The following is a 26670-nucleotide window of genomic DNA, read 5'->3' on the forward strand; positions in this document are numbered from 1 at the left end:
TCAAGATAGCGCCTATAATTTCAGGGATATCCCTAATACGAAAGGCCTTGCCATGAACTCCCTTCCGCGTGTAGCGCTCGGCATCGTTGCCGCAGCGTGCTGCTTCGCGTCGGCTGCGGCGGTGGCCCAACCGTACGATCCCTCGCAACCGCTCACTCGCGCCCAGGTCCGTGCGGATCTGGTTGAATGGCGGCAGGCGGGCTACGACCCGCTCGATTGGATCGACTATCCGGAAAACGCTCAACGTGCGGGCGCGATCGTCGCGCAGCGACGCGCGGCGCGTGGCGGATATGGCGCTCCCGCCGGTCAAATGACGCAGTAATCGCTTGATGGCAGTACGGCCGCAGTGAACCGGCACCGGGACACGCAACGCCCGGCGCCCGCGAGCCGTTGCGCCGATTTCCTGCCACCACGGGCGCATTCGCCGCCCTCGCCCCCGCTTGCTGACGCAACGCGCGCTGTTGTACGTGTTCCACGCTCACAACGGCTTTTCTGCGCTCGACAGACAATTGTTTACAATCGCGCCCGTAGCCACGCACCAAGGCAGGCGCGTGCATGGGCATGCCGACGACCTGCCGGCGCCCGCTACACGCAAGACACCACACCAACAAGCAGCGAACAACCCGCTCGACTCTCAAGGGCCCGATCTTCATGGACGCCATCAAACGCTATTTCGGTTTCGAAGAAGCAGGCACCAACCTGCGCACCGAACTGCTCGCCGGTTTCACCACTTTCCTCACGATGGCTTACATCATCTTCGTGAACCCGGCCATCCTCGGCGACGCCGGCATGCCGAAGGAAAGCGTATTCGTCGCCACCTGTCTCGTCGCGGCGCTCGCTTCGCTCGTCATGGGCCTCTACGCGAACTACCCCATCGCGCTCGCGCCCGGCATGGGCCTGAACGCGTATTTCGCCTATACGGTCGTGAAGGGCATGGGCTTCACCTGGCAAGCCGCGCTCGGCGCGGTGTTCATCTCCGGGTGCCTGTTCTTCATCGTCACGCTGCTGCGCGTGCGCGAAGCCATCGTCAATGGCATTCCGCATTCGATTCGCGTGTCGATCACCGCGGGTATCGGCCTCTTCCTCGCGATCATCTCGCTCAAGACGTCGGGTGTGGTGGTCGGCAGCCCGGCCACGCTCGTCGAACTCGGCAACCTGCACGACCCGCATACGATCCTCGCGATCATCGGCTTCTTTGCGATCGTCACACTCGACGTGTTGAAGGTGCGCGGCGCGATCCTGATCGGCATCGTGGGCGTCACGGTCTTGTCGTTCTTCTTCGGCGGCAACCAGTTCCACGGCATCTTCTCCCCGCCGCCTTCGATCGCGCCGACGTTCGCGCAACTCGACATCAAGACCGCGCTTTCCACGGGCATCCTCAACGTCGTGCTCGTGTTCTTCCTCGTCGAACTGTTCGATGCGACCGGCACGCTGATGGGCGTGGCCAACCGCGCGGGCCTGCTCGTGCACGGCAAGATGCACCGCCTGAACCGCGCGCTGCTCGCCGATAGCACCGCGATTCTCGCGGGCTCGGTGCTCGGCACCTCGTCGACCACGGCGTATATCGAAAGCGCCTCGGGCGTGCAGGCGGGCGGCCGCACCGGCATGACCGCGCTGACGGTTGCCGTGCTGTTCCTCGCGTGCCTGTTCGTTGCGCCGCTCGCGGGCGTCGTGCCGGGCTACGCCACGGCGCCGGCGCTGCTGTACGTCTCGTGCCTGATGCTGCGCGAACTCGCCGATCTGCCCTGGGACGACGCGACCGAGGTCGTGCCCGCCGCCCTCACGGCGCTCGCCATGCCGTTCACCTACTCGATCGCCAATGGCGTGGCGTTCGGCTTCATCTCGTATGCGGGCCTGAAGCTCCTCACGGGCCGCGTGCGCGACGTGAAGCTGATCGTGTGGATCATCGCCGCCGTGTTCCTGTTCCGGTACTTCTATCTCGGCAACGCATAAAACACAAAAGGGTGGCTGAGTGCCACCCTTTTTGCTTGTTCGGCCCGTTCGCCGGCAACTCGCCACTTTTTCGCCGCCGCCACCCCGCAGCATCAAACTTCCCGGCCGCGTAGCTGCCCCCGCACGGGGCGTCCTCCTTATCATAGGGAACCATCGCCAGATTCCCCGCATAAAGGAGCCGCCACGTGGCAACGTACCCCGCCGCAACCGAACGCTATACGAAGCCCGCCATCTTCTTTCACTGGGCCATCTTCGTACTCGTCGCGCTCGCCTATCTCGCGATCGAGGTGCGCGGCCCCAAGGGCACGGACAGCCGCGCGTTCTGGAGCAACGTGCACTTCTGGGCGGGCACGCTCGTGCTCGCGCTCGCGGTGCTGCGCCTTGCGTGGCGTTTGTGGCGCGGCGCGCCCGCGGACATCGACTCGAACGCTTTGCTGTCGTTTCTCTCGCGCCTCGTGCATCTCGCGCTCTACCTGTTCATCTTCGTGCAGCCGCTCCTCGGCATTCTGATGATCAACACAGGCGGTCATCCGGTTACGCTCGCGGGACTCGATCTGCAGATCACACTCGTTGGCCCCGATCCGGCCGCACGCCAGTTCCTCAAGGACGCGCACGTGCTGATCGGCAATCTGTTCTACTGGGTGATCGGCCTGCACGCGCTCGCGGCCATCGCGCATCACGTCGTGTTCCGCGACAACACCCTGCGCCGCATGATCTAGTGGCGCGCGCTAAACGAAGCCGCGCCCCGAGGGGCGCGGCAATCAATTCAGTTGAACGGAAGGCGCCCGCTTCTTGCGGGCGCTTTTGCGTCGCGCTTTTGCATCGACTACGCGGTACCGTGCGCCTGCACGAAACGCACGTAGCCGCTGCGCAGCACAAGACACTGCGCACGTGTTTCGGAGAGCAATCGGCGCGCGCAAGCCTCGATGCGGTCGCGATGATGGTCGAACGCGCTGAGCATGTCTTCGGCACGCGGCGAGGCCGCTCCGAAGTGGTCTTCCAGCGCCGCCGCCGTGATCAGACACTCCACCCGCTCGCCATCGATCATCGCCGGAAACGCCAAAGTCAGGTCTGGGCCCGAGTATTCGGGCACCTCATTCGGAAACATGATCTGCATGGGAGTCGCCTTTGGTGGAGGGTGAAAAGGCCGCGTTCAACCTTCCCGGGCTGCCCCAACCTGGTGTCTGGGCACACCCCGATCCGGCATGCGCGGATCAACACCAACCCCCGCGAACCACGCGTTCGCGCAGGTTGATTGGATTCACTTTAGACGACTTCCCGCCGCCCGCAAGGTCGACGTTGTCACACGCCTGAAATAGCCAGCGTGGCCCTTGTTTGCACCTTGCTTTGCTCCCTGTTTTGCAAATGCAGCATTCGCAGCTGCCGTTGCGCGCACAAACATCCTCCTCCCGGCCCTGCGCCAACGCGCTGCGCCGGTTGCCGCATCGCACCATGCACGCCGCTCGGGCGCGTCAGGATTCGCGATGCCGGGGGTGATCGAGATGTTCGAGGTCTTTTGGGTGCAAGGTGAGCATCACCACGAACGCGACGATCCCAAGGGCCACGGTCAGCATTCCGGACAGCACGACGTTGTTCTCGTCGAAGATCAGTCCATCGATCGCATACCCGAGGCCAAAGAGCGCAACGAACGTGGCAAGCACCGCCACCACGATCCTCAATTCGCCGTGCACCATGACGAACTCCGCTACGAAGCAGGCGGCGCGGTTGCCAACCGCAGTGGCCAGAAACGCCCGCCGCTGGGGACGCGACGCGAATGCGCCCTCACCTTCATCATGGCACTCACGCGAGGAAACTCAAGGCGCAGTTGCTTTGGCGCGCCGCCGCTTCAACCCGGCTTCAACCCGGATTGGCAGCCGCCGCAGATCCTGTACCATGAACTGCCCCAGAGGCGCCGCACGCGCAGCTGACGTGCATGTGTCATGCTGCGACGCAGCGTAGCGCCCAAAACGACTGGAGACACGAGTGACCCGACGCCCCGTCACGCCGCACGACGCGGCCCGCGCGGACGCCATCGCGCAGGCTCACGCGCGCTCGCGCGCACTCGGACTGCGCGCCACCGAAGCGCCCGAATTCGACGCACTGGCCGCCGCGGACCTGCGCGAGCTGATCGACACGAACCGCACGCTCTATCACCAGGCGCGTCCCGTGATGGACGCCTTGCACGCGCAGATCGTCGATACGCAGAGCATGGTGCTGCTCACCGACCGCAACGGCGTGATCCTCCACAGCTTTGCCGACAGCGACTTCGTCGAGAAAGCGCAGCGCGTGGCGCTGCGCCCGGGCGTGTCGTGGGCCGAGCAACATCGCGGCACGAATGCGATCGGCACGGCGCTCGTCGAAGGCCAGCCGACCACGGTGCATGCGGGCGAGCACTTTCTGCGCGCCAATCACATCCTCACCTGCTCGTGTGCGCCGATCGCAGATCCATACGGGCGCACGCTCGGCGCGCTTGACGTGAGCGGCGAGTCGCGCGGCTTTCACAAGCACACGCTCGCACTCGTGCGCATGTCGGCGCAGATGATCGAGAACCATCTGTTCAACACCGAATTCGCCGATGCCATCCGGCTCCAGTTTCATGCGCGCGCGGAGTTCATTGGTACGCTGTACGAAGGATTGGCCGCCTTCTCAGCCGACGGCACGCTGCTGTGCGCCAACCGCAGCGCTCTGTTCCAGTTCGGCGCGCCGCTCGCCGAACTGCAGCAGCGCGAGTTCGCGGCGCTCTTCGGCCAGCCATTTGCGGCGTTCATGCAGCAGGTCATGCGCGCAAGCGGCGACCCGCTCACACTCGCGCTGCCAAGCGGCGTGCGCGTGATCGCGCGCGCCACGCCCGGCGCCGCCATGTCGGGCGTCGCGACGCTTGCGCGAAGCGCCGTGCCTGAAGTGTCCCGCGCGCCATTCGCACCTGCGCCCGCCCAGGCGAAAGCGCCCAACGCCGACACGACACCGCAGCCCACGCTCGCCGAACTCGATACGGGCGACGAGCGGCTCGCCGCAGCGCTGCAGCGCGTGGCGCGCGTGCGCGGACGCGACATCGCCGTGCTCGTGCTCGGGCGCACCGGCACCGGCAAGGAATGGCTCGCGCGGGCGCTGCATCGCGATTCGCCGCGCCGCGACGGGCCGTTTGTCGCGCTCAACTGCGCGGCGCTGCCCGACACGCTGATCGAAGCGGAACTGTTCGGCTACGAGGACGGCGCGTTCACGGGCGCGAAGCGCCGCGGCAGCGCCGGCAAGATCGCGCAGGCGCATGGCGGCACGCTCTTTCTCGACGAGATCGGCGACATGCCGCTCGCGCAACAGGTACGGCTCATGCGCGTGTTGCAGGAGCGCGCCGTCGTGCCGCTCGGCGGTACGCGTGCGGTGCCGGTGGATTTGCGCATCGTCTGCGCGACGCACCGCGATCTGCGCGCGATGATCGCCGAAGGGACATTCCGCGAGGATCTCTACTACCGCATCAACGGCCTCGTCGTCACGCTGCCGTCGCTCGCGGAGCGCACCGACCTCGACGCGCTCGTCGCCCGCATGCTCGAGATCGTGCGGCGCGAGGTGCCGGGCGCGCCCATGCACCTCACGCCGGCTGTGCGGGCATGCTTTGCGCGCTGCCGCTGGCCGGGCAATCTGCGTCAGCTCGCCAGCACGCTGCGCACGGCGGCGATCATGGCCGAAGGCGAAGACGCAATCGACATGGAGCATCTGCCCGAAGACCTCATGCACGATTGCGACCCCGCGAGCGAATGCGCGCAGCCGTCCGGCGATGCCACGGCCGATTGCGAGGCGAGCGACACAGAGCGCGGGCCCGCGCGCCTGTCCGTCTGGCAGTCGAGGCTCATCGAAGAGACCCTCGCGCGCCATAGCGGCAATGTTTCGGCGGCGGCTCGCGAACTTGGGCTCGCGCGCAACACGGTCTATCGGCATTTGCGACAGCGCCGCTGAGCACACAGGTCAAACCGGCTCGAAGCGCGGCTTCTGGCCGCAGCGGCGCCAGGGTAAGCTTGGTGGATCGCATTACGCATCGCGCCCCATGGCCTCCGCTCAGGAAATCAACCGCTTCCGGCGCAATCTCGCCGACGAACTCGACAGCGCGGCCGTCTACGACACGCTATCCGCAGTAGAGAAAGACGAAGAACGCCGCCGCATCTTCGCCGAACTCGCCGCGTCCGAGCGCGAGCACGCGAGCGTCTGGCGCGACAAGCTCGCGGCTAACGGCGTCACACCCCGGCCGCACCGGCGCAGCGCAAAAACTCGCCTGCTGCAAGCGCTCACGCGCACCTTTGGTCCTTCGCTCGTGCTGCCCACGGTCGCCGCCGCCGAATACGCCGACCGCGACCGCTACGCGCACGAACCCGGCGCCGAGACGCTTTCCGCGCAGGAACAGCAGCACGCCGCCATCGTGCAGGCGATCGTCGCAAAAAAGCGCGAACCGGAACACGGCCATGGCGAGACGATCGGCGCGGCCGAGTCGTGGCACAAGAGCGCGACGTCGGGCAACGACCTGCGTGCAGCGGTCCTCGGTGCGAACGACGGGCTCGTCTCGAACTTCTGCCTGATCATGGGTGTGGCGGGCGCGGGCAGCGCTAATCGCACGATCTTGCTCACGGGGCTCGCGGGCCTCGTGGCCGGCGCCTGCTCCATGGCGCTCGGCGAATGGCTCTCGGTGACCAACGCGCGCGAGCTGGCGCGCACGCAACTCGCGAAGGAAGCCGACGAGCTCGAACATACGCCCGACGCCGAGCGCCACGAGCTTGCGCTCATCTATGAGGCGAAGGGTGTCGAACCCGAAGAAGCACGCCGCGTGGCCGCCCAGATCATGCGCAACAAGGACGAGGCGCTCAATACGCTCGCGCGCGAGGAACTGGGCATCGACCCGAAGGAACTGGGCGGCAATCCGTGGTCGGCCGCCGCTGTATCGTTTTGCCTCTTTTCGCTCGGCGCGGCGTTTCCGACGGCCCCGTTCCTGTGGGCGCACGGCGTCACGGCCATCGCGCAGTCGGTCGCGCTGAGCGCGTGCGGGCTTGCCCTTGTCGGCGTGTTCACGTCGCTCTTCAACGGGCGCAGCGCAACGTTCTCGGCGCTGCGGCAGATCGTGATCGGGCTCGCCGCGGCGGCGTTCACCGCAGGCGCGGGGCGGCTGCTGGGGGTATCGATTTCATGAACGACACGAGCCACGAAGGCTTGCAGGACGGGCCGCCACGCGTGCCCGTCGTTCGCGTGGAGCCGCTCGGGCGCAGCTTCGAAGCGCCACCCGAACTGAGTTTGCTCGAAGCGGCGGCGTTCGAAGGCATCCGCCTGCCGCGCATGTGCCGCAACGGCACCTGCCGCGCCTGCCTGTGCCGCGTGGTGAGCGGCGAAGTGAGCTTCACGATCGAGTGGCCCGGATTGAGCCGCGAAGAAAAAGCCGAGGGCTATGTGCTGACCTGCGTGGCCGTCGCGCGCACGGATCTCGTGCTCGACGTGCCGGAGGCAGAAGAGATGTAGCGGCAGTGAACGGGGAGCGCAAATGCGAAGCGGCCCGCGAAGCAAACTCGCGGGCCGTTTTTTATCTGCTGACTGCCGACGGACTTACTGACCGCCGAAGTACACCGATTGCGGACCCGTGCGCGCCGCTTCCGACACATAGCGGGCACCCGCTGCCGACGACGTGCTCACGCCGCCGAACGAGCCATCGGTCTGTGCGACCGGCGCGGTTGCCTGGGCGGCCACTGCGCCCTGGTTGCGGCTCGTTTGCTGGAATTCGACGAGTTGCTCGCGCACTTGCTCCCGGGTCAGACCTTGATCGGCCTGGGCGAAAGCGGCCAGCGGAGCAGCGAGAGCTACGGTAAGCGCAACAGCCTTGAGAAGCGACTTCATGATCACAACCTCCGAAATTTTTTAACGTCGATGCGCAATGACGGTGCACATCGTGTCGTGCTCGGCCGGCTCGCTGCAATCGCCGCAACGGCTGGCTGTGAGTGGATTCTAGGCAAGCGGCCCCGCCGGATACAGACTGTTTCAGGCGAATTGGAATTACAGATTTCGCAATAATCGGTAAGGTTTTAGGGCCAGCTAGTCTGCGGCCTGCTCGGCCGATTGCACGCGCGTGGCGCAATACTTCTGAAGATTTCGAACCCGATTGTTGTCGCGAGGAGAACACTGAATTCGTCTTCTAAGTATTTACCCTGACCCTCAGCCCGCATACATTGTCGACATGGGCCGCGCCGATGCGATGGCTCTTCACAAAAGATATCGGAGGTCAGTCATGAAGTCGTTTCTTAAGGCAGCCGTGCTTGCCGCCATCGTCGCCGTGCCCGCTGCCGCATTCGCGCAGGCACAACCCGAGCAACAACCCGTGACCCGCGCCGAAGTTCGCGCCGATCTCGCGCAACTGCGCGCCGCCGGCTACGATCCGAGCGACTGGATGCACTACCCGGAAAACATTCAGGCTGCCGAAGCCAAGGTCGCGGCACAGCGCGCGACGGCGTACGGCCCTTCGACGAGCGGTACGTCGCAGTCGAGCCAGTAAGTTTCGCGGCAACCCCGGCTGTGACGCCGGGTTCCCGTGCAAAGCATCAGGCCCGCCCTCGTGAGAGTGGCGGGCCTGATGCGTTTTGAAAGCGGTTTCCTGCTCGGGGCGGATCATGGCGGCGCCCTGGAGTCCGCCTGTGCGAGCGGCAAGCCTGCGTCACCGGCCGCCGCCCGGACCGCCGCCGCCGTGACCGCCACCACCTCCGCCGTGGCCTCCGCCGCCATGGCCGCCGCCGGGGCCGCCTCCATGACCACCACCGGGCGGCGGGCCCCAGGGTGCACCGTGTCCGCCGCCGTGACCACCAGGACCACCCGGACCACCACCGTGCCAGCCACCGCCGCCGCCGTGATAATCGCGACCGCCGCCACCGCCCCAGACGCCGATATTGACGCTGCCATATGCCGGCGCATAGCCCGGCGCGTAGCCGCTGTAATACCCGGTGGAGTACGGCTGGCCATAGCCGCCGTAGCCGTAGTCGTAGCCGGGGGCAACCGCACACCCGGCAAGGAGCGCGATGGCCCCTGCTGTGAGAACGAACTTGAACATTGCTGATCCTCCTTTCTATTTGTAAGAAAGAAAAACCAGCATTAAGTTCTTATTGAATTGTGAGCATGGATTACCGTTGTAACCGGCAACGCGCCGCTGCACGGCGCATAGGCGCTGAGTGCGAAATTTAGCCGCGGCGGCCGAGTGCGTCCTCTATTTTCCGGTCTGTCTTGTACTGGCTGAGCGAGTACACGGCCCAGATCGCAGCGGGAATCCAGCCGATCAACGTGATCTGCAGGATCAGGCAGACGATGCCCGCAATCGGACGCCCAATGGTGAAGAACAGGAGCCAGGGCAGGATCAGCGCAATCAGTAAACGCATTCGGCAAAACCTCTTAAGCGTGGAAAAAGACGAGTCTGGAAAGAATCAGTTGACGGGCGCAAAGCGCGGTACAAGCCCGCCTTCGTGCTCGACGAGTTCGAAGAACACCGTTGCGGGTCGCGTCCAGATCGTACCGTTCGCCGCGCGATACACGACCATCGTGACGGAAGGATCCGATTCGAGCGTCGCCTCGCATACCAGTTCGTAAATGCCACCCTTGTAGTGCCTGTAGCGCACCATCGTCTTCCCCTCTTCGAGTGCGCAAGCCGTCCCTGCGCGACCGTGCCAGTGTAACAAGGGAAAGCGGCGTACGGACCCGTGCCGCAGGCGCCGTCAAACGGCGCTCAGCGTGATATCACTTCGTGCGCCGCCGCGCCGCGCGCGCAGCGGTCGCATCGATCGCAGCGGGCGCTTCGCCGCAGATCAGCGCAACGCCCGCCACTGCCATGGCGCGCAGCGAGGCCCGCGAATCGCCGGCCCGCGCGCGCAGCGCCATGCTGTGCAATACCGCCGACGCGAGACGCGCAAGCATCGGCGCGCTGGCACTGGGCTGTAGCTCGCCTTGCGCGAGCGCTGCGCGCAGGCGCCGCTCGAAGGCCTTGTCGAATGTGCGCAAGCCCGCGGCAAGACGCTCGCGTACCGCGTCGTCGTTGACGGCTTCCACCGCCGCCGTGCCGATCAGCAGGCAGCCGCGCGCCGCGTCGTGCGCCGGCAAATACCAGCCGAGCGCGCCGTCGAATACGCGCATCAGCGCCTCGCGCAGCGGCAACGCGCTGTCGAGCGCGGACTCCATCGCCACGCGCCCCGCCTCCACGTAGCGCTCCATGGTTTGCAGATAGAGCGCGTGCTTGTCGCCGAACGCGCCATACAGGCTCGGCCGGTTCATGCCGGTCGCCTCGCTCAGGTCGTCGAGCGATGTGCCTGTGTAGCCATTGCGCCAGAACGTATCACGCACGCGGGCAAGCGCCTCCTCCGGATCGTAGGCGCGCGGGCGTCCACGCGGGCGGCTATCCTTTTTTGTACTGGATTGCATAGAAATATTGGATCGTCGATTTTTGTTCACTATAGTACAAAACTCACAGAACCCGAAAAAACCGCAAGGGAGGATGACGATGGATCTGTATTTCGCCCCGCTGGCGTGCTCGCTCGCCACGCGCATCGCGCTCTACGAGGCAGGCGCACAAGCACGCTACGTTCAGGTCGATACGCTCACGAAGCAGCTCGCCGAAGGCGGTGACTTCTTCGCCGTCAACCCACTCGGACAGGTGCCGGTGCTGCGCGAGGACGACGGCTGGACACTCACCGAAAACTCGGCAGTGCTGCCGTGGGTGGCCGACCGCTTTCCCGAGGCGCGGCTCGCCCCGCCAGCGGGCACACGCGAGCGCGCGCATCTGCATCACTGGCTGGGCTTTATCGGTACCGAGTTGCATAAGGCCGTGTTCGTGCCGCTGCTCGCCAAGGACGTGGACGAAGCCGTCAAGGACTATGCGCGCGGCAAGATCGCGCGCCGCTTCGACCTGCTCGCGCATCACCTCGAATCGCGCACGTTCCTGCTCGACGCCTTCAGCGTGGCGGACGCCTATCTCGTGACCGTGCTGAACTGGGCGCCGTACGTGGGCATCGATGTGTCGCAATGGCCGGCCATTGCGACCTATGCGCAACGCGTGCGCGAGCGGCCCGCCGTTGCGCGGGCTTTCGCGGAGGAGTATGAGATCTTCAAGCGCACGCGGCACTGAGGCGCGCTTGCCGGGCCTTTTTTGCCGCCCGGCAAGCGCTTTTTTTGGCGTGCATTTTTGTCGTGAGATAACGTTGCGGTTGCCACATTCGCCGGAGCCGCACAATGGCCACGCTCGAAGCGTTGCGCATCGTCCTCGACGACCCGCATACGCCCGAAATCATCCGCAATCACGTCATCGATTCATTGCAGTACGCGCTGCGCAATCACGGCCAGGTGTTCGCCGCGAAAGAGGTCGAATGGCTCGCCACATGGGACGACGCGCGCATTCCGCTCGCGGCTTCGAAGGAACTGCGCCGGCGCGTAGGCGGAGGCTGACGCTTGCCCTGAAGGCTCAACCGTTTGCGAGATCGGCGAATACCGCCTTGAGATCGCGCCCGGCGCGCGCACGCGCCTGCTGCACCACCCGCTCTTCCAGCTCGGCCAGATGCGCGCGCATCGTGGCGAGCGCCGCTGCCAGGTCTCCCGCTTCGAGCGCTTCGATGATCTGCGCGTGCTCGTCGGGCGCACACATTGACGCCTTCGACGGATCGAACAACGCCTTGTAGAGTTCCGTTTTCGCGACCAGTTGCGCCAGCGCATCCACGAGCGCGGCGCCGCCCGCCTGCTCGGTCAGCAGCAGATGAAACCGCCCCGCGAGGCGCACCGCGTCGTCCACGCGTGCCTCGCGCAACGCCTTTTTCTCGCTGCGCACATGGGCCGCGAGCTTGCGCCGCATCGCGGCGTCGAGCTTGCCGCACAAGCTCACCATCACGCCCGCTTCGGCCACCTGGCGCGCGCGGTACACGGCGCGGATGTCGTCCTCCGAAGGCGACGGAACGAATGCGCCGCGATTGGGTTCGAGTACGAGCTTGCCCTCGTAGCCAAGGCGCGCCAACACCTTGCGCAGCGCGCCGCGCGTGCAGCCGAACGCCGCCGCGAGTTCGCGCTCCACCAGTTGCTGGCCCGGCGCGAGCTTGCCCTCCAGCAGCGCGGAAGAAATCGACGCGTAGACATGCGCTTCGACGTCGGACGGTTCGTCGGTGTCGCGGGGCGAAGCGAGGCGGGAGGATTGGGCCATGAAAAACGCGCGCTATGTAGGTCAGGCAGCTGGGTCAGGTCGCATTGTAGCGAGCGGGATGACGCGGCGATACAGACCCGCTCCCATACTCGATCCCCCATGCCGGAGATAGCCGGCATCGGCCGATTGTTGACAATTTTTTTGTATAATGGTCAACCATACGGTAGTAAAAAGGTTGACCGCATTGAACCCTCAAAACCGCTCCATTCGCCCCCAGACGCCGTCCGGCGAGTCGGCCAGCGTGCTTGCGTGGTATGCCGCGATCGTCGCCATCGGCCTGAATCTGCGGCCGCTGCTCACCTCGATCAGCCCGCTCATGACGACCATTCGCCACGACACCGGCCTGAGTTTCTTCGGCGCTTCGCTACTCACGAGCCTGCCCGTCGTCGCGATGGGGCTCGGTGCGTTCGGCGCCAGCCTGCTCGCGCGCCGGCTTGGCGAGACGCGCGGCGTCGCACTCGGGCTCGTGGCGATCGCCGCGGCATGCGCGGCCCGCGCGTTCGCCGCCAGCGGCGGCGCGCTCATGCTCACGGCGGCGGCAGCCGGTGCGGGCGTTGCGGCCATCCAGGCGCTGCTGCCCGCCGTCATGAAGCAACGCTTCGCCGCGCGGGTGCCGCTCGCAATGGGCCTGTTCTCGGCGTCGATCATGGGCGGCGGCGGGCTCGGCGCGAGCCTGAGCCCGCTCGTCGCGCGCATCAGCGGCTCGTGGCATGCGGGGCTCGCCGTGTGGTCTCTGCCCGCGCTGACCGCGCTCGCGACCTGGTGGACGCTGAACAGCGGGAGCGGCGGCGACCGCCGCGCACAGCAGACCGCCGCTGCGCCCTCGCCGGAGCATGTCAAAGCGGCAACGGTGCCGGTCTGGCGCAAGCGCCGGGCGTGGACGCTCGGACTGCATTTCGGGCTCGTCAACGGCGGCTACACGAGTCTCGTCGCGTGGCTGCCCGCCTACTATCAGCAGCACGGCGCGAGCGTGGAAGCGAGCGGTTCGCTGCTCGCCGCGATGACCGTGTTCCAGGCCGCCAGCGCGCTGCTCCTGCCGCTTGCCGCAGCAGCGTTCACGGACCGGCGACCGTGGCTCGTTCTGGGGCTGTGCGCCCAACTGTTCGGCGTGATCGGCCTCGCCGCGTGGCCCGAGGCCGCGCCGCTGTTGTGGGTCGCGGCGGCCGGCGCGGGGCTCGGCGGCGTGTTCTCGGTCACGCTCGTCACCGCCCTCGACCATTCGGCCGACCATCGCGTGGCCGCGCGACTCGTTGCCTTCGTTCAGGGTCTGGGCTTCGTGATCGCCGCGCTCGCCCCCATCGTGGCCGGGCGCGTGCGCGACCTCACGGGCGGCTTTACGGGCGCGTGGATCATGCTCGCTGTATCGATCAGCGCAATGATCGTGCTCACGCTCGCGTTCTCGCCGCGCAGCTACGGGCGCTGGCTCGGCGCTCACGGCCCGGCCGCGCCTGCATCGACGGCGGACGGCGCAGTTGCCCAAAACCGGGCCGCACTCGACGCCTGAGCCGAGCGCACACCTCAGATTCAGCACCGGCACAAGCCCGCATGGGCGCCCCGCCGGGCTGCGGCGCGCCCATGCAACAGATCGCCCGCGGCACGTCGTGAAACGTTTGCATAAGCGCCTGTATGAATGTACAGTGCGTGGCAGCCGGCCGTTCGTGCCGCCCGGTCGCCGTACCGGCGCCGTACCAGTTTGCGCCGCCCCATCGCACCTTGCTGCATGGCGCGGCCCCGGCCTGTACATCGAAACGGAGAACACGACGTGCGATTCTTCATCACGGGGACCTTGCTGGGCGTCCTCGCGTCCACCGCGCTCGCCGGGGAACACTACATCGAGATCTGGAATCCGCCGGAAGCGCGCACGCCCTCGGCGCATGCGGCCAATGCCGGCAAGAAGGCGCATCACGGCACGAAGCACAAACTCGCCTCCGCCGACAAGCTCACCACACGCAAGGTCGCCGAACCGGCTGTGCGCGAGCCCGCGCCCACGCTGCCGGCCACGCCGGGTGCGCCCGCGCGCACCGCGCCTGGCAACGGAACCTTGCCGGAAATTCCGCCGCAAATCGGCCCCGACGGCAACGTGCTCACGGTTTGATCTGGCGCCCGGCCGTATTGAGCAGCACACCGAGCAGCACATAGCACGACATTCAGCGCGGCGCGAATCTGCCGCGATCCCGGCCTCGAACCCCTCGAAGCGCCACTCCTTCCCGACTCCAGAAAAAAAACAGCCCCGTCACCGGAGAAGTGCGGGGCCGAATCCCATGTCAAGGAGATGTCATGGAGGAGACGGGTTCATCTTAGCCATGGCCCGCCGCGCGTCCAACCAATGGTTTGGCATATGCATTTCGGGCCGCATGGCGCAGCGCAACGTAGCGCTGCCGGCATATGGTTAGAACAAAAAGTCGTTTCGCGCCGCGCGGCGCGCTCTCTAAGATGACCCTTTCCAGGTTTCGTGGCCGCGTTGCCCGATCACGCGCGAGCCAGGCCTCATCGCATTTGAGGGAGTCCCCTTGAGCCTTTCCGATTCGCAACGCCGCCCGCTCGTCGTGGGCATTGGCGGCACCACCCGCGCCGCTTCGTCGACCGAGCGCGCGCTTGCTTTCGCGCTGCGCGGCGCCGAAGAAGCCGGCGCGCGCACGCAATTGTTCGGCGGCACGTTCCTGCACACGCTGCCGCACTATGCGCCCGAAGACCCCACTCGCACCGACGCCCAGCTCGAGCTGATCGAAGCCGTGCGCGCCGCCGACGCCGTCATCATCGCGACGCCGGGCTATCACGGCGGCGTTTCCGGGCTCGTGAAGAACGCACTCGACACGCTCGAAGAACTGCGCGCCGACCATCGCCCGTACCTGGACGGCCGTGCCGTGGGCTGCATCGTCACGGCCTATGGCTGGCAGGCCGCGGGTTCCGTGCTGACCTCGCTGCGCTCGATCGTGCACGCGCTGCGCGGCTGGCCCACGCCGTTCGGCGCAGGCATCAACACGCTCGAGACGCGCTTCGAGAGTGCACAGCAGTGCTCCGACGCGAAGGTCGCCGAACAGCTCGCGACGGTCGGCCGTCAGGCGGCGCAGTTCGCGCTCGCGTTCGGCACTCAGGGCCAGCAAGCGGCGCCGGTTGCGAGCGCCGTGAACGGCGTTGGGAGCACACAGGCCGCCAACGCTGCGCGCACCGAAAAGCGCCTGAGCCTCGCTGTCTGAAGCACTAACTGAAACGCTAGCTGACGCACTAACCGGGCTCTGCGGCCTGCCCACCCGCGCGCCGCTGCGCGCGCGGGACGGGAAACGTTCCCTAACCCACATTGCGCATGTCGCGTGGCGCGCATCGCGTGCGCCATCCCACAGACTGCGCATTTCGTCCGGTCCACATTGAAGCCGGATTCACCCCTCGCCTCATCCGGATCATTCTGCTGACCGTCCCAGGCCGCACTTGATTTGCTTGCGACGAATGATTGGTTCCATCGACACGCGGCGGCTCGTACGCTGGTCCGTGTCGGCACAGCGAGTGGCTGCAAATACACGCGCCACCCAGGAAGAGAACCCGAGCAAATCAGCAGTCGATCAGCAGGAAGCGCGGCCATGAACACTCCACTACGCTACAAAGGCTACGTCGTCGCCCCCAGCGCGCAGCAACTCCCGAACGGCCTTTTCGCCGCCAATCTCACCATTGGCACGCAGCCGGGCGCGCAGTATTCGTTCGACGCACTCGATTACTTCTTCGAAGAAAGACACGCACTCGCCTACGCCTGCCGCTGGGCGCGCATGTGGATCGACCAGCAGCGCCACTGCGCGTGAGCGCGCCTGCTTCCTTACGGTTGTGACAGAATAGGAGTCATACCCCGTTCAAATTTCGATGCCCATGTCCGAAACCCTGACGCATCCGGACGAAGGCGCAGCCTTCATCTCCGAGCAGGACGCCGCGTTGCGGCACTGGACTCACGCCACGCCAGGGCCCATCAAAATCGGATCGGACGAACACCGCAAGATGTTCTGCCGGATGCTGCTCGACACCCACGATCCTTATCGGCCCGCCGTGCTCGACTGGCCCAAGCTCGAACCCGACGCGCTCGGGCGGCTCACGTCGCTGCCGATCTGGGACATCGCGGTGCAAACCGAGGGCCGCGCCTCGATTCGCGTGAAGACTTACGCGCAAACCCTGAACGACCCGCTGCTGCGCGAAGCGATCGAAATGGACGCCGCCGAAGAGGCGCGCCACAAGGTCGTGCTCTCGCACCTCGTGCAGGCCTATGGCATCGAACTTGCGCCGGAACCCGCGTACCCGCCGCCCAAAAAAGCGGAATGGGCGTGGATGTTCACCGGCTATAGCGAGTGCATCGACAGCTTCTTCGCGTTCGGCCTGTTTCGCTCGGCGCAGCGCTCGGGCTTTTTTCCGGCAGACCTCGTCGAAACCTTCGAGCCCGTGATCCAGGAAGAGGCGCGTCATATCCTCTTCTTCGTGAACTGGGTGGCGTGGTATCGCAAGACCATGCCCTGGTGGCGCAGGCCGTGGCACTCCGTGCGCGTAGCCGCTATCTGGTTCATGCTGGTGTGGGAGCGGCTCGCTATCGCTCGAGGTATCGACGCCAGCGGCAACGCGCGCGACTCGAATTTCCTGCCCGCGAACCGCGAGGTGCTGGGCGACTCGCTCGAACCGCGCGAAATGATCGAACTCTGCCTCGAGGAAAACGACGCGCGCATGAGCGGCTACGACGCGCGCCTGTTGCGGCCAACGCTCGTGCCCACGCTCGCACGCTTCGCGCTACGCTTGCTGAAGAAGTAGCGCCACAACGTCTCACGCGCTGTGTGCATGGCCACATGGCCGCACGAGGAGAACGCCGCATGACCTGGACTGTCGACCAGCAACTGGAACTGAGCGCGACGCAAGCCGTCGAGGCCATCCACGCAGGACAACTGAAGGCCGCCGACTACGTCGCCACGTTGCTCGCGCGCGCACAAGCGCTCTCCAACCTCAACGCGTTCACCGTGCTCGACGTGGAAGGCGCGCTCGCCGCCGCACAACGTATCGACGCGCTAGCGCCAGGCGAGCGTGCGCGTCTGCCGCTTGCGGGGCTGCCCGTGGCCGTGAAGGACAACATCAATACGCGCGGTCTGCAAACCTCTGCGGGCACGCCCGCGCTCGAAGGCTTCCTGCCCGCGCGTCACGCGCCATCGGTGCAGCGCCTCGTCGACGCCGGCGCAATCGTGCTCGGCAAAGCCAACATGCACGAGCTTGCGTTCGGCATCACCAGCACGAATCTCGCGCCGCATGCCGGGCCCGTGCGCAACCCCTGGGATCCCGAACGAATTCCTGGCGGCTCGTCAGGCGGCACGGCGGCCGCCATCGCGGCGCGCATCGTGCCCGCGGGACTGGGCACTGACACGGGCGGCTCCACGCGCATTCCCGCCGCGCTGTGCGGCATCGTCGGTTTGCGCCCGAGCGTGGGCGACGGCGGCACGCAACGCCGCTATCACGACCCGCAAGCCGTCGTGCCGATCAGCCATACGCGCGACACGGTCGGGCCGATGGGACGCACCGTAGCCGATGTCGCGCTGCTCGACGCCGTGATCACGGGGCACGGTCCGCTCTCGCCTGCCGCCGTGCCGAATCTGCGTGTTGGCCTGCCCGCGCCGCTGTGGGAAGGCCTCGAAACCGCGCTCGAAGATGTGGCGCGCGTAGCGCTCGCGAAGCTCGAAGCTGCGGGCGTCACGCTCGTGCCTGTCGAAATGCGCGAACTGCTCGCGCTGAACGACCGCGTGAGCTACGCGATCGCGCTGCACGAGCCCATCGACGATCTCGCCGCGTGGCTCGTTGCGAACCACGCGCCCGCGCAAACCGTGGCCGAGGTCGCCGCGCGTATTGCGAGCCCCGACGTGCGCGCGGCCTACGACGCCGTGCTCGCCGACGCGCGCGGCGGCGACTACCACGGCGCGATGACCGTGTGGCGGCCGCGCCTGCAGCAGCTCTATGCACAGACCTTCTCCGCAAGCGGCCTCGACGCGCTGCTCTTTCCCACGACGCGGCTCGCCGCCGTGCCGATCGACGAGCTGAACGGTTCGTCTCGCGTGTCGATCGACGGCGCGGCGCCGATCGACGAACTGGAGGCGTATCTGCGCAACACCGATCCCGCGAGCAACGCCGGCATTCCGGGCCTCGCGCTCCCGGCGGGCCTAATCGATGCGCGCTTGCCAGTCGGTCTCGAACTCGACGGACCGGCTGGCGGCGACCGCAGGCTGCTCGCGATCGGTCTCGCGTTCGAAGCGATTCTGGGGACGCTGCCTGCGCCTGAAATTTGAGGCGACGACGCAACCTGGCGAGTTCGTCGTGGCCTTTGTGGCGTCGTTCCTCACGTGTTGGATCGCGAGGCACGTCGAATGAACACCGGATTCGTTGCGCAAAACTCAGTGATCGCGCTGCTCGTCGCCGCGAGCCTCGTGACTGTCACGGGCATTGCGCTACACTGCGCGCTGCGTCGCGCCGCGACGTGAGCAGGCTCGCACCGCGGCGCGTTTGATCGAATGAATCCAGACCCTTCGTGCCAATGCGATCCCTGCGCCTTGCCCCTTTCATACGGATGTCCCGCCTTGCCGCGGCCACGGCGGCAGTCGTTGCGCTCGCCGCCACGGGCGCCTGCGTACGCCTCTCCGCGGTCGACTCCAACGGTCTCTGGAAAGTCGTGGGCGGCCAGTGCGTGCCGAACATGCGCGACAAGGGCCAGCCCGGCCCCTGCACCACCGTCGACTTCCAGAAACGCTATGCCGTGCTCAAGGACATCGCAGGCCGCGCGCAATATCTCGTGATTCCCACTGACCGCGTGGCCGGCATCGAAAGCCCGGAGATTCTTTACGGCGGCGCGCCGGAATACTGGGTAGGCGCATGGGGAGCCGGACGCTTTGTGGAAGCGAAACTCGGCATGCCGCTCGCCGGCAACCAGCTCGGCCTGGAGATCAACTCCTCGGAGCGCCGCACGCAGAATCAACTGCACATTCACGTCGATTGCATGCGCCCCGACATTACGAAAGCGCTCGCGCCGTATGGCGACATCGCGCCGGGCACATGGCGCTGGACGACGCTCGACGGCTCGCGCTACCGTGTTACGCGCGTGACGAGCCTCTCGGACCGTAACAACCCGTTCCGCGTAGTCGAGCGCGATCTCAGCCCGAAACAGACCATGGCCGTGCAGACGATACTCGTGACGGGCGCAGGCCCCGATGCGCAGCGCAACGGCTGGCTCGTCGTGAACAGCGGGCTCGATGTCGATGGCGGAACAGGAACGGCGGAAGGCCTGCTCGACCATTCGTGCAGTCTCGCGCAGGAGAAAAGCGCCTCGCAGTAACACTTAGCCGGCGTCGTCCTCGCGCGCGACGCTCACTAACCAGCGCCGTATCACCTGCTCTTCTTCGGCCGTGAAGCCCGCGGCCATGCGCGCCTCCAGCTTCTTCACACGCGAGCGGCACTGCTTGAGCAGCGCCTCGCCCTCGTCGGTCACGTCGATCTGCTGAATGCGCCCATGCGCCGCGTGCGGCCGACGCACGATTGCGCCGCCGCGTTCGAGATTCGCGACGATCACACTCACCGTTTGCGGCGTGAGCGCCGCGAGCCTCGCGAGATCGGCGCCCGAAATGCCGGGGTACGCGACCAGCAGCGTCAGCACGACGAACTGCGGCGGCGTAATGCCGATATCGTCGAGCGCGCGTTCCATGCGCAAACGGTGCGCCGCACCCGCCTGGCGCAGCAGGTAGCCGAAATAGCCCGCCTCGCCGCGCTTGCCCTCACCGACCTCCGGAATGGCGCTCACGGGCTCGCCCCTCTTCATAGCCGGGTCTTTCTTCGCAGTCTTGCGCATAATGTCAGAGTTCGAATATTATGTTCGTGCTCTGATATTAACTGTCAAACTTCGCGAGGTCCAGTCATGTCCAGCGCTTCCACCCGTATTGCTTATGAAGCTTTCGTGCGCGACGCCGCTCCCGTGGCCACCGCGCTCTCCGCCATGAGCAAGGCGGTCGATGCTTCCGGGCTCGAAAAGCCGCTCACCGAGTTGCTGAAAATCCGCGCCTCGCAAATCAACGGCTGTGCCTTCTGCATTCAGTATCACCTCAACATTGCGCGCGAAAAAGCCGTGCCGCGCGTCAAGCTCGATCTCGTGGCCGCGTGGCACGAGGCGCCGGAGTGCTTCAGCGAGCGCGAGCGCGCCGCGCTGGCCTACACCGAGGCGCTGAGCGCGAAGCTCCATGAAGGCGTGAGCGATGCACTTTACGAAGAAGTCGCGCGACAATTTCCCGGCGAACAGATGGCGTTCTTGACCGCCGCCGTGGCGAATATCAATGCGTGGAACCGCATTGCTGTGGCGCTGCGTTTTGCGCCGCCGGTGCGCGACGAAGCGGCCTGATTGCCGCCAAGGAAAGGTAAGGTAAGGATTGCGCGAGATTCTTACCAGAACTCTTTCCTCCAATTACAAAGCCGCCCCCTGCGGCGAAAGGCGACATACGATTGCGCCAACTGAGTGGCCTGACCAGCCATCTCGGTCGAGCATCGACCATATCGCACATTTACCGGGGGGTTAAACATGTCGATAAGCGCGTTATCCAACTCAAACTCGCTGTATTCCACCTGGGCGGCTTACCAGGCAGACGGACAAACCACAAGCACCAGCCAGACGCCGGGCATGCCCATGTCCTCGGACGCCTCGTCGGACTCTAACAACGTCAATCCGCTCGTTGCCGCCATCGCCTCGGCGCTCTCATCGCTCGGCTTCACGACCGACAGCACGGCCAGTGCTTCCGCTAGCACCAGCAGTTCAGATTCGTCGTCGAGCGCCACCGCTTCGACGTCGAGCACGTCGGCCACTTCGCCCGATGCACTGGCCGCCGCGCTTCAGCAATTCCTCGGCGCGCTGTTCCAGGCGGCCGCGCAACAAAGCGGCGCCACCGTGACGGGCACGGACGACAGCAGCGACAGCAGCACGGTTTCGTCGGCAAGCGCTGCGTCTGCGACGAGCGCGGCTTCGAGTTCTTCGAGTTCCAGCACGTCGTCCGCGTCGAGCGATACGAGCAGCGCAGCCGCGATGATGCCTCCGCTGCCGCCTCCGCCGCCCTCGTCGGCGGGCGGCTACGGTAACGATCTGGCCTCGGCGATCTCGAACCTTGCGCAGTCGCTTACTTCGGCTTCCTCGGCTTCGAGCAGCACGTCCTCCGATTCGAGCGCGTCAAGCAGCACATCGAGCGGCAGCAGTTCGGACAGCGAACTGACGTCCGACTTCCAGAACCTCTTGACGGCCATGGGCGCATCGTCGAGCAGTTCCACAAGCGACACGACGTCCGAGCTTCAGCAATTCCTCACGACGCTCGCCAGCAACCTGCAACAGCAGGGCTCGGGCGCCGCGAGCGGCCTGTTCGTGAGCACGACGGCCTGACCCAATCCGTCCACAAGCGCCCGCTTTTCAAGCGTTGGTACGTTTGTTTGCGCGCCGGTCCGCGAGGGCTCGGCGCGCTTTTTTCGTGTGGGCGTGTCAGGTGTGAGTGACGGGAAAGCTGAGCTGCACGAGCAGGCCGCCTTCGGGATGGTTCTCGACGTCGCAATGGCCGCCGCAGTCGCGCGCGAGCCGCGCGACGATGGCCAGCCCGAGACCGCAATGGCCTTCGCCGCCACGCGCTGCACTCAGACGTACGAACGGCCTCATGGCCGCCGGAATCCGCTCGGGCTCGATACCTGCGCCGTGATCGCGCACGCTTATCCAGCACGATCCGTTTTCGATCGCCGTCGAAATTTCGACCGGCGGTGCGCCATACTCAAGCGCGTTGTCGACCAGATTCGTGACGAGCCGGTCCAACGTCACCTGCGGCAGCTTGAACCGGGGGCCCGCGCGCAAATCGAGCACGAATAGCGGTCCGTTGCCGCCCTCGATTTCGTCAGGATTGCCAAACTGGCTTTGCAGAAAGCCATCGACGCTCAGCAGCCTGCCCGCGTCGGGCGACTGTTGCGCGAACTCCAGAAACTGCTGGACGATGTGGGTGAGCGAGTCGACGTCGCGCAGCATGCCATTGCGCTCCGACTCCTCGGCCATCAGCGTCGCACGCAGTTTCAGCCGGGTAAGCGGGGTCTTCAGATCATGCGCAATGCCGCTCAGCATCACCACGCGGTCGTCTTCGGCCTCGTTCACACAGCGCATCATGTCGTTGAACGACGTGCTCACATCGCGCAGTTCGCGTGGCCCCTTGCCTTCGAGCGGCGCAATGCGCTCACCCGTGCCGAACCGGCGCGCCGCCTGCGCGAGACTCGCAAGCGGTTTCTGGATCTGCCAGGCAGCGAGGAAGGACAGCGTAAGCGCTGCCAGCAGCATCGAGATTCCTTCGATGACAAAGCGCGGCGGCGGCGGAATATCGACGGGCACGACGACCCAGGTCGTGCTGCCCGGAAAGCGTACCCATAGTTGCGGCGGCCGCCCATCGTCCACGGCGAACTGCGTGCCGGGCGGCAATTGCTCGCGTAGATGGCGCGTCAAGTCGACTAGCGGCCGGCGCGTCGGTTCGTGCAAGTGAACGGCCTTGGGCACGTTCCACACCGGCACGCGGTGCACGCGCAGCACGGCGCTCAGGTCGCCGTCCTTCGGCGGCTCGAGAGAGCCGCCAAGATGCACGGGTGGCGGCACTGTGCCGCCACCGACGTGCTCCTCGCTGGCCACGCGCAGCGCGAGCAGCACGCCGCGTGCGAAACCGTCGACTTCATGGCGCGGCGGCTGGCGGGCAAGCAGCAAAAACCAGCCAAGCTGCATGGAAAGCAAAACCGCCGTCGAGAGCAACGCCATGCGCCCGAACAGCGTATTCAACGGACTTCTCACTGAATTGCTGCGCCGTGCGCCTCCGAATAATTCGCGGGATCCGGCACGAATACATAGCCCTTGCCGCGCACCGTTTGAATGTGGCGCGGATTGGACGGATCGGCCTCGATCACGCGGCGCAGGCGCCAGATCGGCACGTCGAGGCTGCGTTCGTGAAACTCGCGCTCGTCGCGGTGCACGATATCGTGGATCAGCGTGCGCGAAAGCACTTTGTAGGGATGCGTGGCGAATACCTTCAGCAGCGCGAATTCGCTTTCCCGCAAGGGGATTTGCGTGTCGCCGCAGGAGAGCGTGCGCATCGTGAAATCGAGTTCGAAGTCGCCGAACCGGTAGCGCCGGCGCGCTTCCGGCGCGCTCGCGGTGGACGGGCCGCGCCGGCGCAGAATGTTCTGAATGCGCACGAGCAGTTCGTGCGGATCGAAAGGCTTTGGCAAATAGTCGTCCGCGCCCAGCGAAAGCCCGCGAATGCGATCGCTCACCGCGCCGCGCGCCGTAACGAAAATCACAGGAATGTCGTCGCCGGCCGCGCGCAGAGCGGCGATGGCCTCGAGGCCGTCGGTCTCGGGCATCATGATGTCCAGCACCACGATGGACGGACGTTCGCGCTCGAGGCGGCGCTGGAGGTGGACGCCGTCGTGCAGCACGGCCGTATCGAAGTTATGCGAGCGCAGAAAACGGCTCAGCAGGTCGCGCACGACGGGATCGTCGTCGACAATGAGGACGCTGGGGTTCATGCCGCGATTTTAAAGCAGCGGGGCGGGCGGAACCTTGCAACGTTTCTTACCTTTCCTTTCCTCGCATCACCTTTGAAAAAGGGCGGAATCATCGGGTTTCATCCAGATAGCATGAAACCCTGCAATGGAGCCTGCACGTTCGCACGGATCGTTCAATTCTCCTATGCAACCTGGCATGACTTCAGTGCGCGAGTTCCTGCACGCCCGGAGCCAGTTGGTTGAGCATCGGAACCGGTGCCCACGCACCCAGTTGCAACGCGCCAACGCGCTCACGCAGCCATGCGTCGAAGGTCTCGTGCAACTCCGCATGCCGCAGGGCGAAATCAACCGTCGCCTGAACATAGCCGAGCTTGGTGCCGCAGTCATAGCGCTTGCCAACGAACTCGTAGGCCAGCACCTGCTCCCCCTCGCGCATTGAATGGATGGCGGGCGTGAGTTGGATCTCGCCATTCAAGTCGGGCTTCACCGAACGCAAATGCGCGAAGATGCTTGGCATGAGCACATAGCGTCCGGCAACGCCGAAGCTCGACGGCGCCAGTTCGGGCGAAGGCTTCTCGATGATGCGGCTGACGCTGATCACGCGTTCGTCCCAATGGCGGCCATCGATCACGCCGTGCGTCGTGGACTCTCGCGAATCGAATTCCTCGACGGCGAGAACCGAGGAATCGTAGTGGCTGAATATATGCACCATCTGCGCGAGAACCGGGGGCGTTCCATCGAGCAGATCGTCAGCGAGCACGATTGCAAACGGCTCGTCGCCAATGAGCTTTTCTGCGCAGAGTATGGCGTGGCCAAGACCAAGCGGCTCGGCTTGCCGAACGTAGATGCACTCGACGTTGGCCGGCTTGATGTCCTGCACGAGCTCGACGAGATTCTGCTTGCCTCGCGCCCTCAGCCGATGTTCGACCTCGTAGGACTTGTCGAAATGATCCTCGATGACACGCTTACCGCGGCCCGTGACGAATATCAGTTCCGTAATGCCTGCGGCTATTGCTTCTTCAACAGCGTATTGAATGAGCGGTTTGTCGATAACGGGCAGCATTTCCTTCGGGCTCGCCTTCGTTGCCGGCAGAAAGCTCATATCGATTCCCGCCACCGGGAACACAGCTTTACGAACACCAAGCATGATGACCTCACCTGTCTGGTAGAGCGGTGGTATGGCCATGGTGGGTTGCAGAAGATTTGCACTCCGACCCCGCATCTCCCCGAGTGGGGAGTCGGCTCGGCAGCAGGCGTCCCAGGGTTCGACCTGAAAGGTCTGCCGAAAAGCCTGCACACATGATCGCACTGTTTTCCTGAAAAATGCGCGCTCGAAAACGCGGCCACGCCCTGCACGCCAAAGTTCGCGATTCACTGCAGCGCCGCTATTACATGGCATGTAATTGGCGCGGCGCGCCGTCGCTTCTACTCTTCGGCTGTCGCGTCGCCAATCGGGTGACGCCCAACACCCAGGAGTCAGCATGTCCACCTATCCTCAACACACGATCGAGTCCGCACCCGCGCAATCGCAGCCCGTGCTCCAGCAACTGCAGCAGACGTTCGGCATGATCCCGAACATCGCGGCGAAGATGGCCAACTCGCCGGTGCTGATCGGCGGCTTTTTCAGCGTGTTCCAGCGTGTCCACTCGAGCAGCCTGAGCGAGCCGCAGATCCAGACACTGCTGCTCACCAATGCGGTCACGAATGCAGCCGAATGGCCCGTTGCGTTTCACACGGCGCTAGCCTTGAAGGAAGGCGTCAGTCGCGCCGACGTCGAAGCGATGCGCCACGGCCGCCCGCCGGCCGACGCGCAACTCGCTGCCTTGTCGACGCTTGCGCGCACGCTGATCGAAAAGCGCGGCCGTATCTCCGGCGAAGACCAGCAGCGGTTTCTCGATGCAGGGTTCAGCGCCGAGCAGACGCTGGAGGTCATCGCGGTGGTCGCCGCATCGGCCATCACGAACTACGTCGCGAGCGTGACACACCCGGCGCTCGAAGCGCAGTTCGAGCCATTTGCCTGGCGTGCGAACGCGGCGTGAGTCCGCTATCGTGGTTCACTTCAACTACGGAGAACTGATGAACGCCACGCGAGCCGTCCCACACGCGACGCAAAGCGAACTCGGCACCCTGCTGCGCTATTGGCGGGATGCGCGTGGCGTGAGTCAACTCGATCTGTCACTGGATGCGGGAATCTCCCAGCGGCAGATCAGCTTTATCGAAAGCGGGCGCAGCGTGCCGGGCCGTGACACGCTGCTTGCCCTGGCACAGACACTCGATGTGCCGCTGCGCGAGCGCAACGCCCTGCTGCTCGCCGCCGGCTACGCGCCCGTTTATTCGGAAGCGCCCTGGAACGCACAGGAAATGCAGCACGTCGTGCGGGCGTTGGAGCGCGTGATTCGCCAGCACGATCCGTTTCCGGCCATCGTCATGGACCGGCACTGGAACGTGCTGATGACCAACGACGCCGCGCCGCGCTTCTTCGGCCACTTCATCGACATGGCGGCGCGCACGGGCCGGCGCAACATGTTGCATTTGATGTTCGATCCTCAGGGCCTACGCCCCTTCCTTGTCGACTGGGAGAACGTATCGCGAAGCCTGCTGCAGCGTGTCTATCGCGAAGCGGTTGGCCGCGTGATCGACGACGAAACCCGTATGCTTCTCGATGAATTGCTTGCATATCCCGGCGTGCCGGGCGACTGGAAAGCGCATCACGGATCGAGCAGCACGCCTGGCATGCCAGTCATTCCACTGAGTTTCATCAGCAACGGCAGCGTGCTTCGCTATTTTTCGATGGTGACAAGCGTGGGCGCGCCGCAAAACGTCGCCGCTCAGGAATTGCGCCTTGAATGCATGTTCCCAGCCGACGACGACACCGAAGCGCGGCATCGGGAACTGCTTGCGACGCATGCGAAGCAACGCTGAGCGGTTCCTGGCCGCAAGCGAAAAAAAGGGCGCTCCGCTATAACAGAGCGCCCCAGGGTAAAACTCTC

32 protein-coding genes are annotated in these 26670 nt (G+C 65.5%); 20 read left to right on the forward strand and 12 right to left on the reverse strand.

The window, feature by feature from the left end; genetic code table 11:
• The first annotated feature begins 52 nt into the window (after positions 1–52).
• From U5A65_RS07365 to U5A65_RS07375, 3 genes are all read left to right on the forward strand, one after another.
• The gene (locus tag U5A65_RS07365) at positions 53–322 is read left to right on the forward strand and encodes a DUF4148 domain-containing protein (RefSeq protein WP_321911366.1); all 270 of its coding nucleotides are present in this window, start codon (positions 53–55) and stop codon (positions 320–322) included.
• Between the two features lie 329 nt (positions 323–651).
• Positions 652–1953 (forward strand): NCS2 family permease, encoded by a 1302-nt coding sequence (locus tag U5A65_RS07370; protein WP_321911368.1) that lies wholly within the window; start codon positions 652–654, stop codon positions 1951–1953.
• A gap of 185 nt (positions 1954–2138) precedes the next feature.
• The gene (locus U5A65_RS07375; protein ID WP_321934128.1) at positions 2139–2672 is read left to right on the forward strand and encodes a cytochrome b; all 534 of its coding nucleotides are present in this window, start codon (positions 2139–2141) and stop codon (positions 2670–2672) included.
• A 107-nt stretch (positions 2673–2779) separates the two neighbouring features.
• On the opposite strand, the gene U5A65_RS07380 is transcribed toward U5A65_RS07375, so the two are convergent.
• Complete coding sequence (locus U5A65_RS07380) at positions 2780–3070, reverse strand: DUF1488 domain-containing protein (protein WP_321911371.1); 291 nt, start codon at positions 3068–3070, stop codon at positions 2780–2782.
• A 355-nt stretch (positions 3071–3425) separates the two neighbouring features.
• A complete protein-coding gene (locus U5A65_RS07385) occupies positions 3426–3647 on the reverse strand; it encodes a DUF2964 family protein (protein WP_321945935.1) in 222 nt (73 codons plus the stop codon).
• 289 nt (positions 3648–3936) lie between these two features.
• Between U5A65_RS07385 and U5A65_RS07390 the strand changes: the two genes are divergently transcribed.
• The 3 genes from U5A65_RS07390 to U5A65_RS07400 all read left to right on the forward strand — a co-directional run bounded on the left by U5A65_RS07390 (position 3937) and on the right by U5A65_RS07400 (position 7446).
• Positions 3937–5904: a sigma-54-dependent Fis family transcriptional regulator gene (locus tag U5A65_RS07390; protein WP_321945936.1), complete on the forward strand. Its 1968-nt coding sequence runs from the start codon at positions 3937–3939 to the stop codon at positions 5902–5904.
• 88 nt (positions 5905–5992) lie between these two features.
• Complete coding sequence (locus tag U5A65_RS07395) at positions 5993–7123, forward strand: VIT1/CCC1 transporter family protein (RefSeq protein ID WP_321911374.1); 1131 nt, start codon at positions 5993–5995, stop codon at positions 7121–7123.
• A complete protein-coding gene (locus U5A65_RS07400; protein WP_321911375.1) occupies positions 7120–7446 on the forward strand; it encodes a 2Fe-2S iron-sulfur cluster-binding protein in 327 nt (108 codons plus the stop codon). The genes U5A65_RS07395 and U5A65_RS07400 overlap by 4 nt, the downstream gene beginning before the upstream one ends.
• An 84-nt stretch (positions 7447–7530) precedes the next feature.
• Here U5A65_RS07400 and U5A65_RS07405 read toward each other — a convergent pair whose 3' ends face one another.
• Positions 7531–7818, reverse strand: a complete 288-nt coding sequence (locus tag U5A65_RS07405; protein ID WP_321911377.1) for a DUF4148 domain-containing protein — start codon at positions 7816–7818, stop codon at positions 7531–7533.
• 388 nt (positions 7819–8206) lie between these two features.
• Here U5A65_RS07405 and U5A65_RS07410 point away from each other — a divergent pair, with 388 nt between their 5' ends.
• Positions 8207–8470 (forward strand): DUF4148 domain-containing protein, encoded by a 264-nt coding sequence (locus U5A65_RS07410; RefSeq protein WP_321934126.1) that lies wholly within the window; start codon positions 8207–8209, stop codon positions 8468–8470.
• Between the two features lie 159 nt (positions 8471–8629).
• Here U5A65_RS07410 and U5A65_RS07415 read toward each other — a convergent pair whose 3' ends face one another.
• From U5A65_RS07415 to U5A65_RS07430, 4 genes are all read right to left on the reverse strand, one after another.
• Complete coding sequence (locus U5A65_RS07415) at positions 8630–9019, reverse strand: hypothetical protein (RefSeq protein ID WP_321911381.1); 390 nt, start codon at positions 9017–9019, stop codon at positions 8630–8632.
• A 127-nt stretch (positions 9020–9146) separates the two neighbouring features.
• On the reverse strand, positions 9147–9341 hold the full coding sequence (locus U5A65_RS07420; protein WP_028209664.1) for a YqaE/Pmp3 family membrane protein: 195 nt from the start codon (positions 9339–9341) through the stop codon (positions 9147–9149).
• 45 nt (positions 9342–9386) lie between these two features.
• Positions 9387–9581: a DUF1653 domain-containing protein gene (locus U5A65_RS07425; protein WP_321911383.1), complete on the reverse strand. Its 195-nt coding sequence runs from the start codon at positions 9579–9581 to the stop codon at positions 9387–9389.
• Between the two features lie 115 nt (positions 9582–9696).
• Positions 9697–10374 (reverse strand): TetR/AcrR family transcriptional regulator, encoded by a 678-nt coding sequence (locus U5A65_RS07430; RefSeq protein WP_321934124.1) that lies wholly within the window; start codon positions 10372–10374, stop codon positions 9697–9699.
• Between the two features lie 79 nt (positions 10375–10453).
• Between U5A65_RS07430 and U5A65_RS07435 the strand changes: the two genes are divergently transcribed.
• Positions 10454–11077: a glutathione binding-like protein gene (locus tag U5A65_RS07435; RefSeq protein ID WP_321934123.1), complete on the forward strand. Its 624-nt coding sequence runs from the start codon at positions 10454–10456 to the stop codon at positions 11075–11077.
• Positions 11078–11181: 104 nt separating this feature from the next.
• Complete coding sequence (locus U5A65_RS07440; protein ID WP_321911388.1) at positions 11182–11394, forward strand: hypothetical protein; 213 nt, start codon at positions 11182–11184, stop codon at positions 11392–11394.
• A 16-nt stretch (positions 11395–11410) separates the two neighbouring features.
• Here the strand turns inward: U5A65_RS07440 and U5A65_RS07445 are convergent, their stop codons facing one another.
• Entirely contained in the window at positions 11411–12136 is a 726-nt protein-coding gene (locus U5A65_RS07445; RefSeq protein WP_321945937.1) for a GntR family transcriptional regulator, read from the reverse strand.
• A gap of 205 nt (positions 12137–12341) precedes the next feature.
• Between U5A65_RS07445 and U5A65_RS07450 the strand changes: the two genes are divergently transcribed.
• The 7 genes from U5A65_RS07450 to U5A65_RS07480 all read left to right on the forward strand — a co-directional run bounded on the left by U5A65_RS07450 (position 12342) and on the right by U5A65_RS07480 (position 19466).
• Positions 12342–13640 (forward strand): cyanate transporter, encoded by a 1299-nt coding sequence (locus U5A65_RS07450; protein ID WP_321946427.1) that lies wholly within the window; start codon positions 12342–12344, stop codon positions 13638–13640.
• Between the two features lie 258 nt (positions 13641–13898).
• A complete protein-coding gene (locus U5A65_RS07455; RefSeq protein WP_321911390.1) occupies positions 13899–14231 on the forward strand; it encodes a hypothetical protein in 333 nt (110 codons plus the stop codon).
• Positions 14232–14646: 415 nt separating this feature from the next.
• Positions 14647–15333: an NAD(P)H-dependent oxidoreductase gene (locus U5A65_RS07460; RefSeq protein ID WP_321934122.1), complete on the forward strand. Its 687-nt coding sequence runs from the start codon at positions 14647–14649 to the stop codon at positions 15331–15333.
• Positions 15334–15711: 378 nt separating this feature from the next.
• Entirely contained in the window at positions 15712–15927 is a 216-nt protein-coding gene (locus U5A65_RS07465; RefSeq protein ID WP_321911394.1) for a transcriptional regulator, read from the forward strand.
• Between the two features lie 64 nt (positions 15928–15991).
• Positions 15992–16912, forward strand: a complete 921-nt coding sequence (locus U5A65_RS07470; protein WP_321911396.1) for a ferritin-like domain-containing protein — start codon at positions 15992–15994, stop codon at positions 16910–16912.
• 59 nt (positions 16913–16971) lie between these two features.
• Positions 16972–18426, forward strand: a complete 1455-nt coding sequence (gene iaaH, locus U5A65_RS07475; protein WP_321911398.1) for an indoleacetamide hydrolase — start codon at positions 16972–16974, stop codon at positions 18424–18426.
• Between the two features lie 278 nt (positions 18427–18704).
• A complete protein-coding gene (locus tag U5A65_RS07480) occupies positions 18705–19466 on the forward strand; it encodes a CDP-diacylglycerol diphosphatase (protein ID WP_321945938.1) in 762 nt (253 codons plus the stop codon).
• Positions 19467–19469: 3 nt separating this feature from the next.
• Here U5A65_RS07480 and U5A65_RS07485 read toward each other — a convergent pair whose 3' ends face one another.
• Complete coding sequence (locus U5A65_RS07485; RefSeq protein WP_321945939.1) at positions 19470–19946, reverse strand: MarR family transcriptional regulator; 477 nt, start codon at positions 19944–19946, stop codon at positions 19470–19472.
• Between the two features lie 96 nt (positions 19947–20042).
• On the opposite strand from U5A65_RS07485, the gene U5A65_RS07490 reads away from it, so the two are divergent.
• The gene (locus tag U5A65_RS07490) at positions 20043–20519 is read left to right on the forward strand and encodes a carboxymuconolactone decarboxylase family protein (RefSeq protein WP_321945940.1); all 477 of its coding nucleotides are present in this window, start codon (positions 20043–20045) and stop codon (positions 20517–20519) included.
• A 276-nt stretch (positions 20520–20795) separates the two neighbouring features.
• Positions 20796–21542 (forward strand): hypothetical protein, encoded by a 747-nt coding sequence (locus tag U5A65_RS07495; RefSeq protein WP_321934118.1) that lies wholly within the window; start codon positions 20796–20798, stop codon positions 21540–21542.
• A 96-nt stretch (positions 21543–21638) separates the two neighbouring features.
• Here the strand turns inward: U5A65_RS07495 and U5A65_RS07500 are convergent, their stop codons facing one another.
• The 3 genes from U5A65_RS07500 to galU form a co-directional block, all read right to left on the reverse strand.
• Complete coding sequence (locus tag U5A65_RS07500) at positions 21639–22967, reverse strand: ATP-binding protein (RefSeq protein WP_321945941.1); 1329 nt, start codon at positions 22965–22967, stop codon at positions 21639–21641.
• Complete coding sequence (locus U5A65_RS07505) at positions 22964–23701, reverse strand: response regulator (RefSeq protein WP_028202613.1); 738 nt, start codon at positions 23699–23701, stop codon at positions 22964–22966. Before U5A65_RS07505 ends, U5A65_RS07500 begins: the two co-directional genes overlap by 4 nt.
• A 181-nt stretch (positions 23702–23882) precedes the next feature.
• Positions 23883–24827 carry a UTP--glucose-1-phosphate uridylyltransferase GalU gene (galU, locus tag U5A65_RS07510; protein WP_321911768.1) on the reverse strand — a complete coding sequence of 315 codons (945 nt, stop codon included), beginning with the start codon at positions 24825–24827 and terminating at the stop codon, positions 23883–23885.
• Between the two features lie 334 nt (positions 24828–25161).
• On the opposite strand from galU, the gene U5A65_RS07515 reads away from it, so the two are divergent.
• On the forward strand, positions 25162–25719 hold the full coding sequence (locus U5A65_RS07515; protein ID WP_321945942.1) for a carboxymuconolactone decarboxylase family protein: 558 nt from the start codon (positions 25162–25164) through the stop codon (positions 25717–25719).
• Positions 25720–25756: 37 nt separating this feature from the next.
• A complete protein-coding gene (locus tag U5A65_RS07520) occupies positions 25757–26602 on the forward strand; it encodes a helix-turn-helix transcriptional regulator (protein WP_321945943.1) in 846 nt (281 codons plus the stop codon).
• Positions 26603–26670 lie beyond the last annotated feature (68 nt).

Origin of the sequence: Paraburkholderia sp. J10-1 (assembly GCF_905220165.1) — a bacterium.
Lineage (GTDB): Bacteria > Pseudomonadota > Gammaproteobacteria > Burkholderiales > Burkholderiaceae > Paraburkholderia.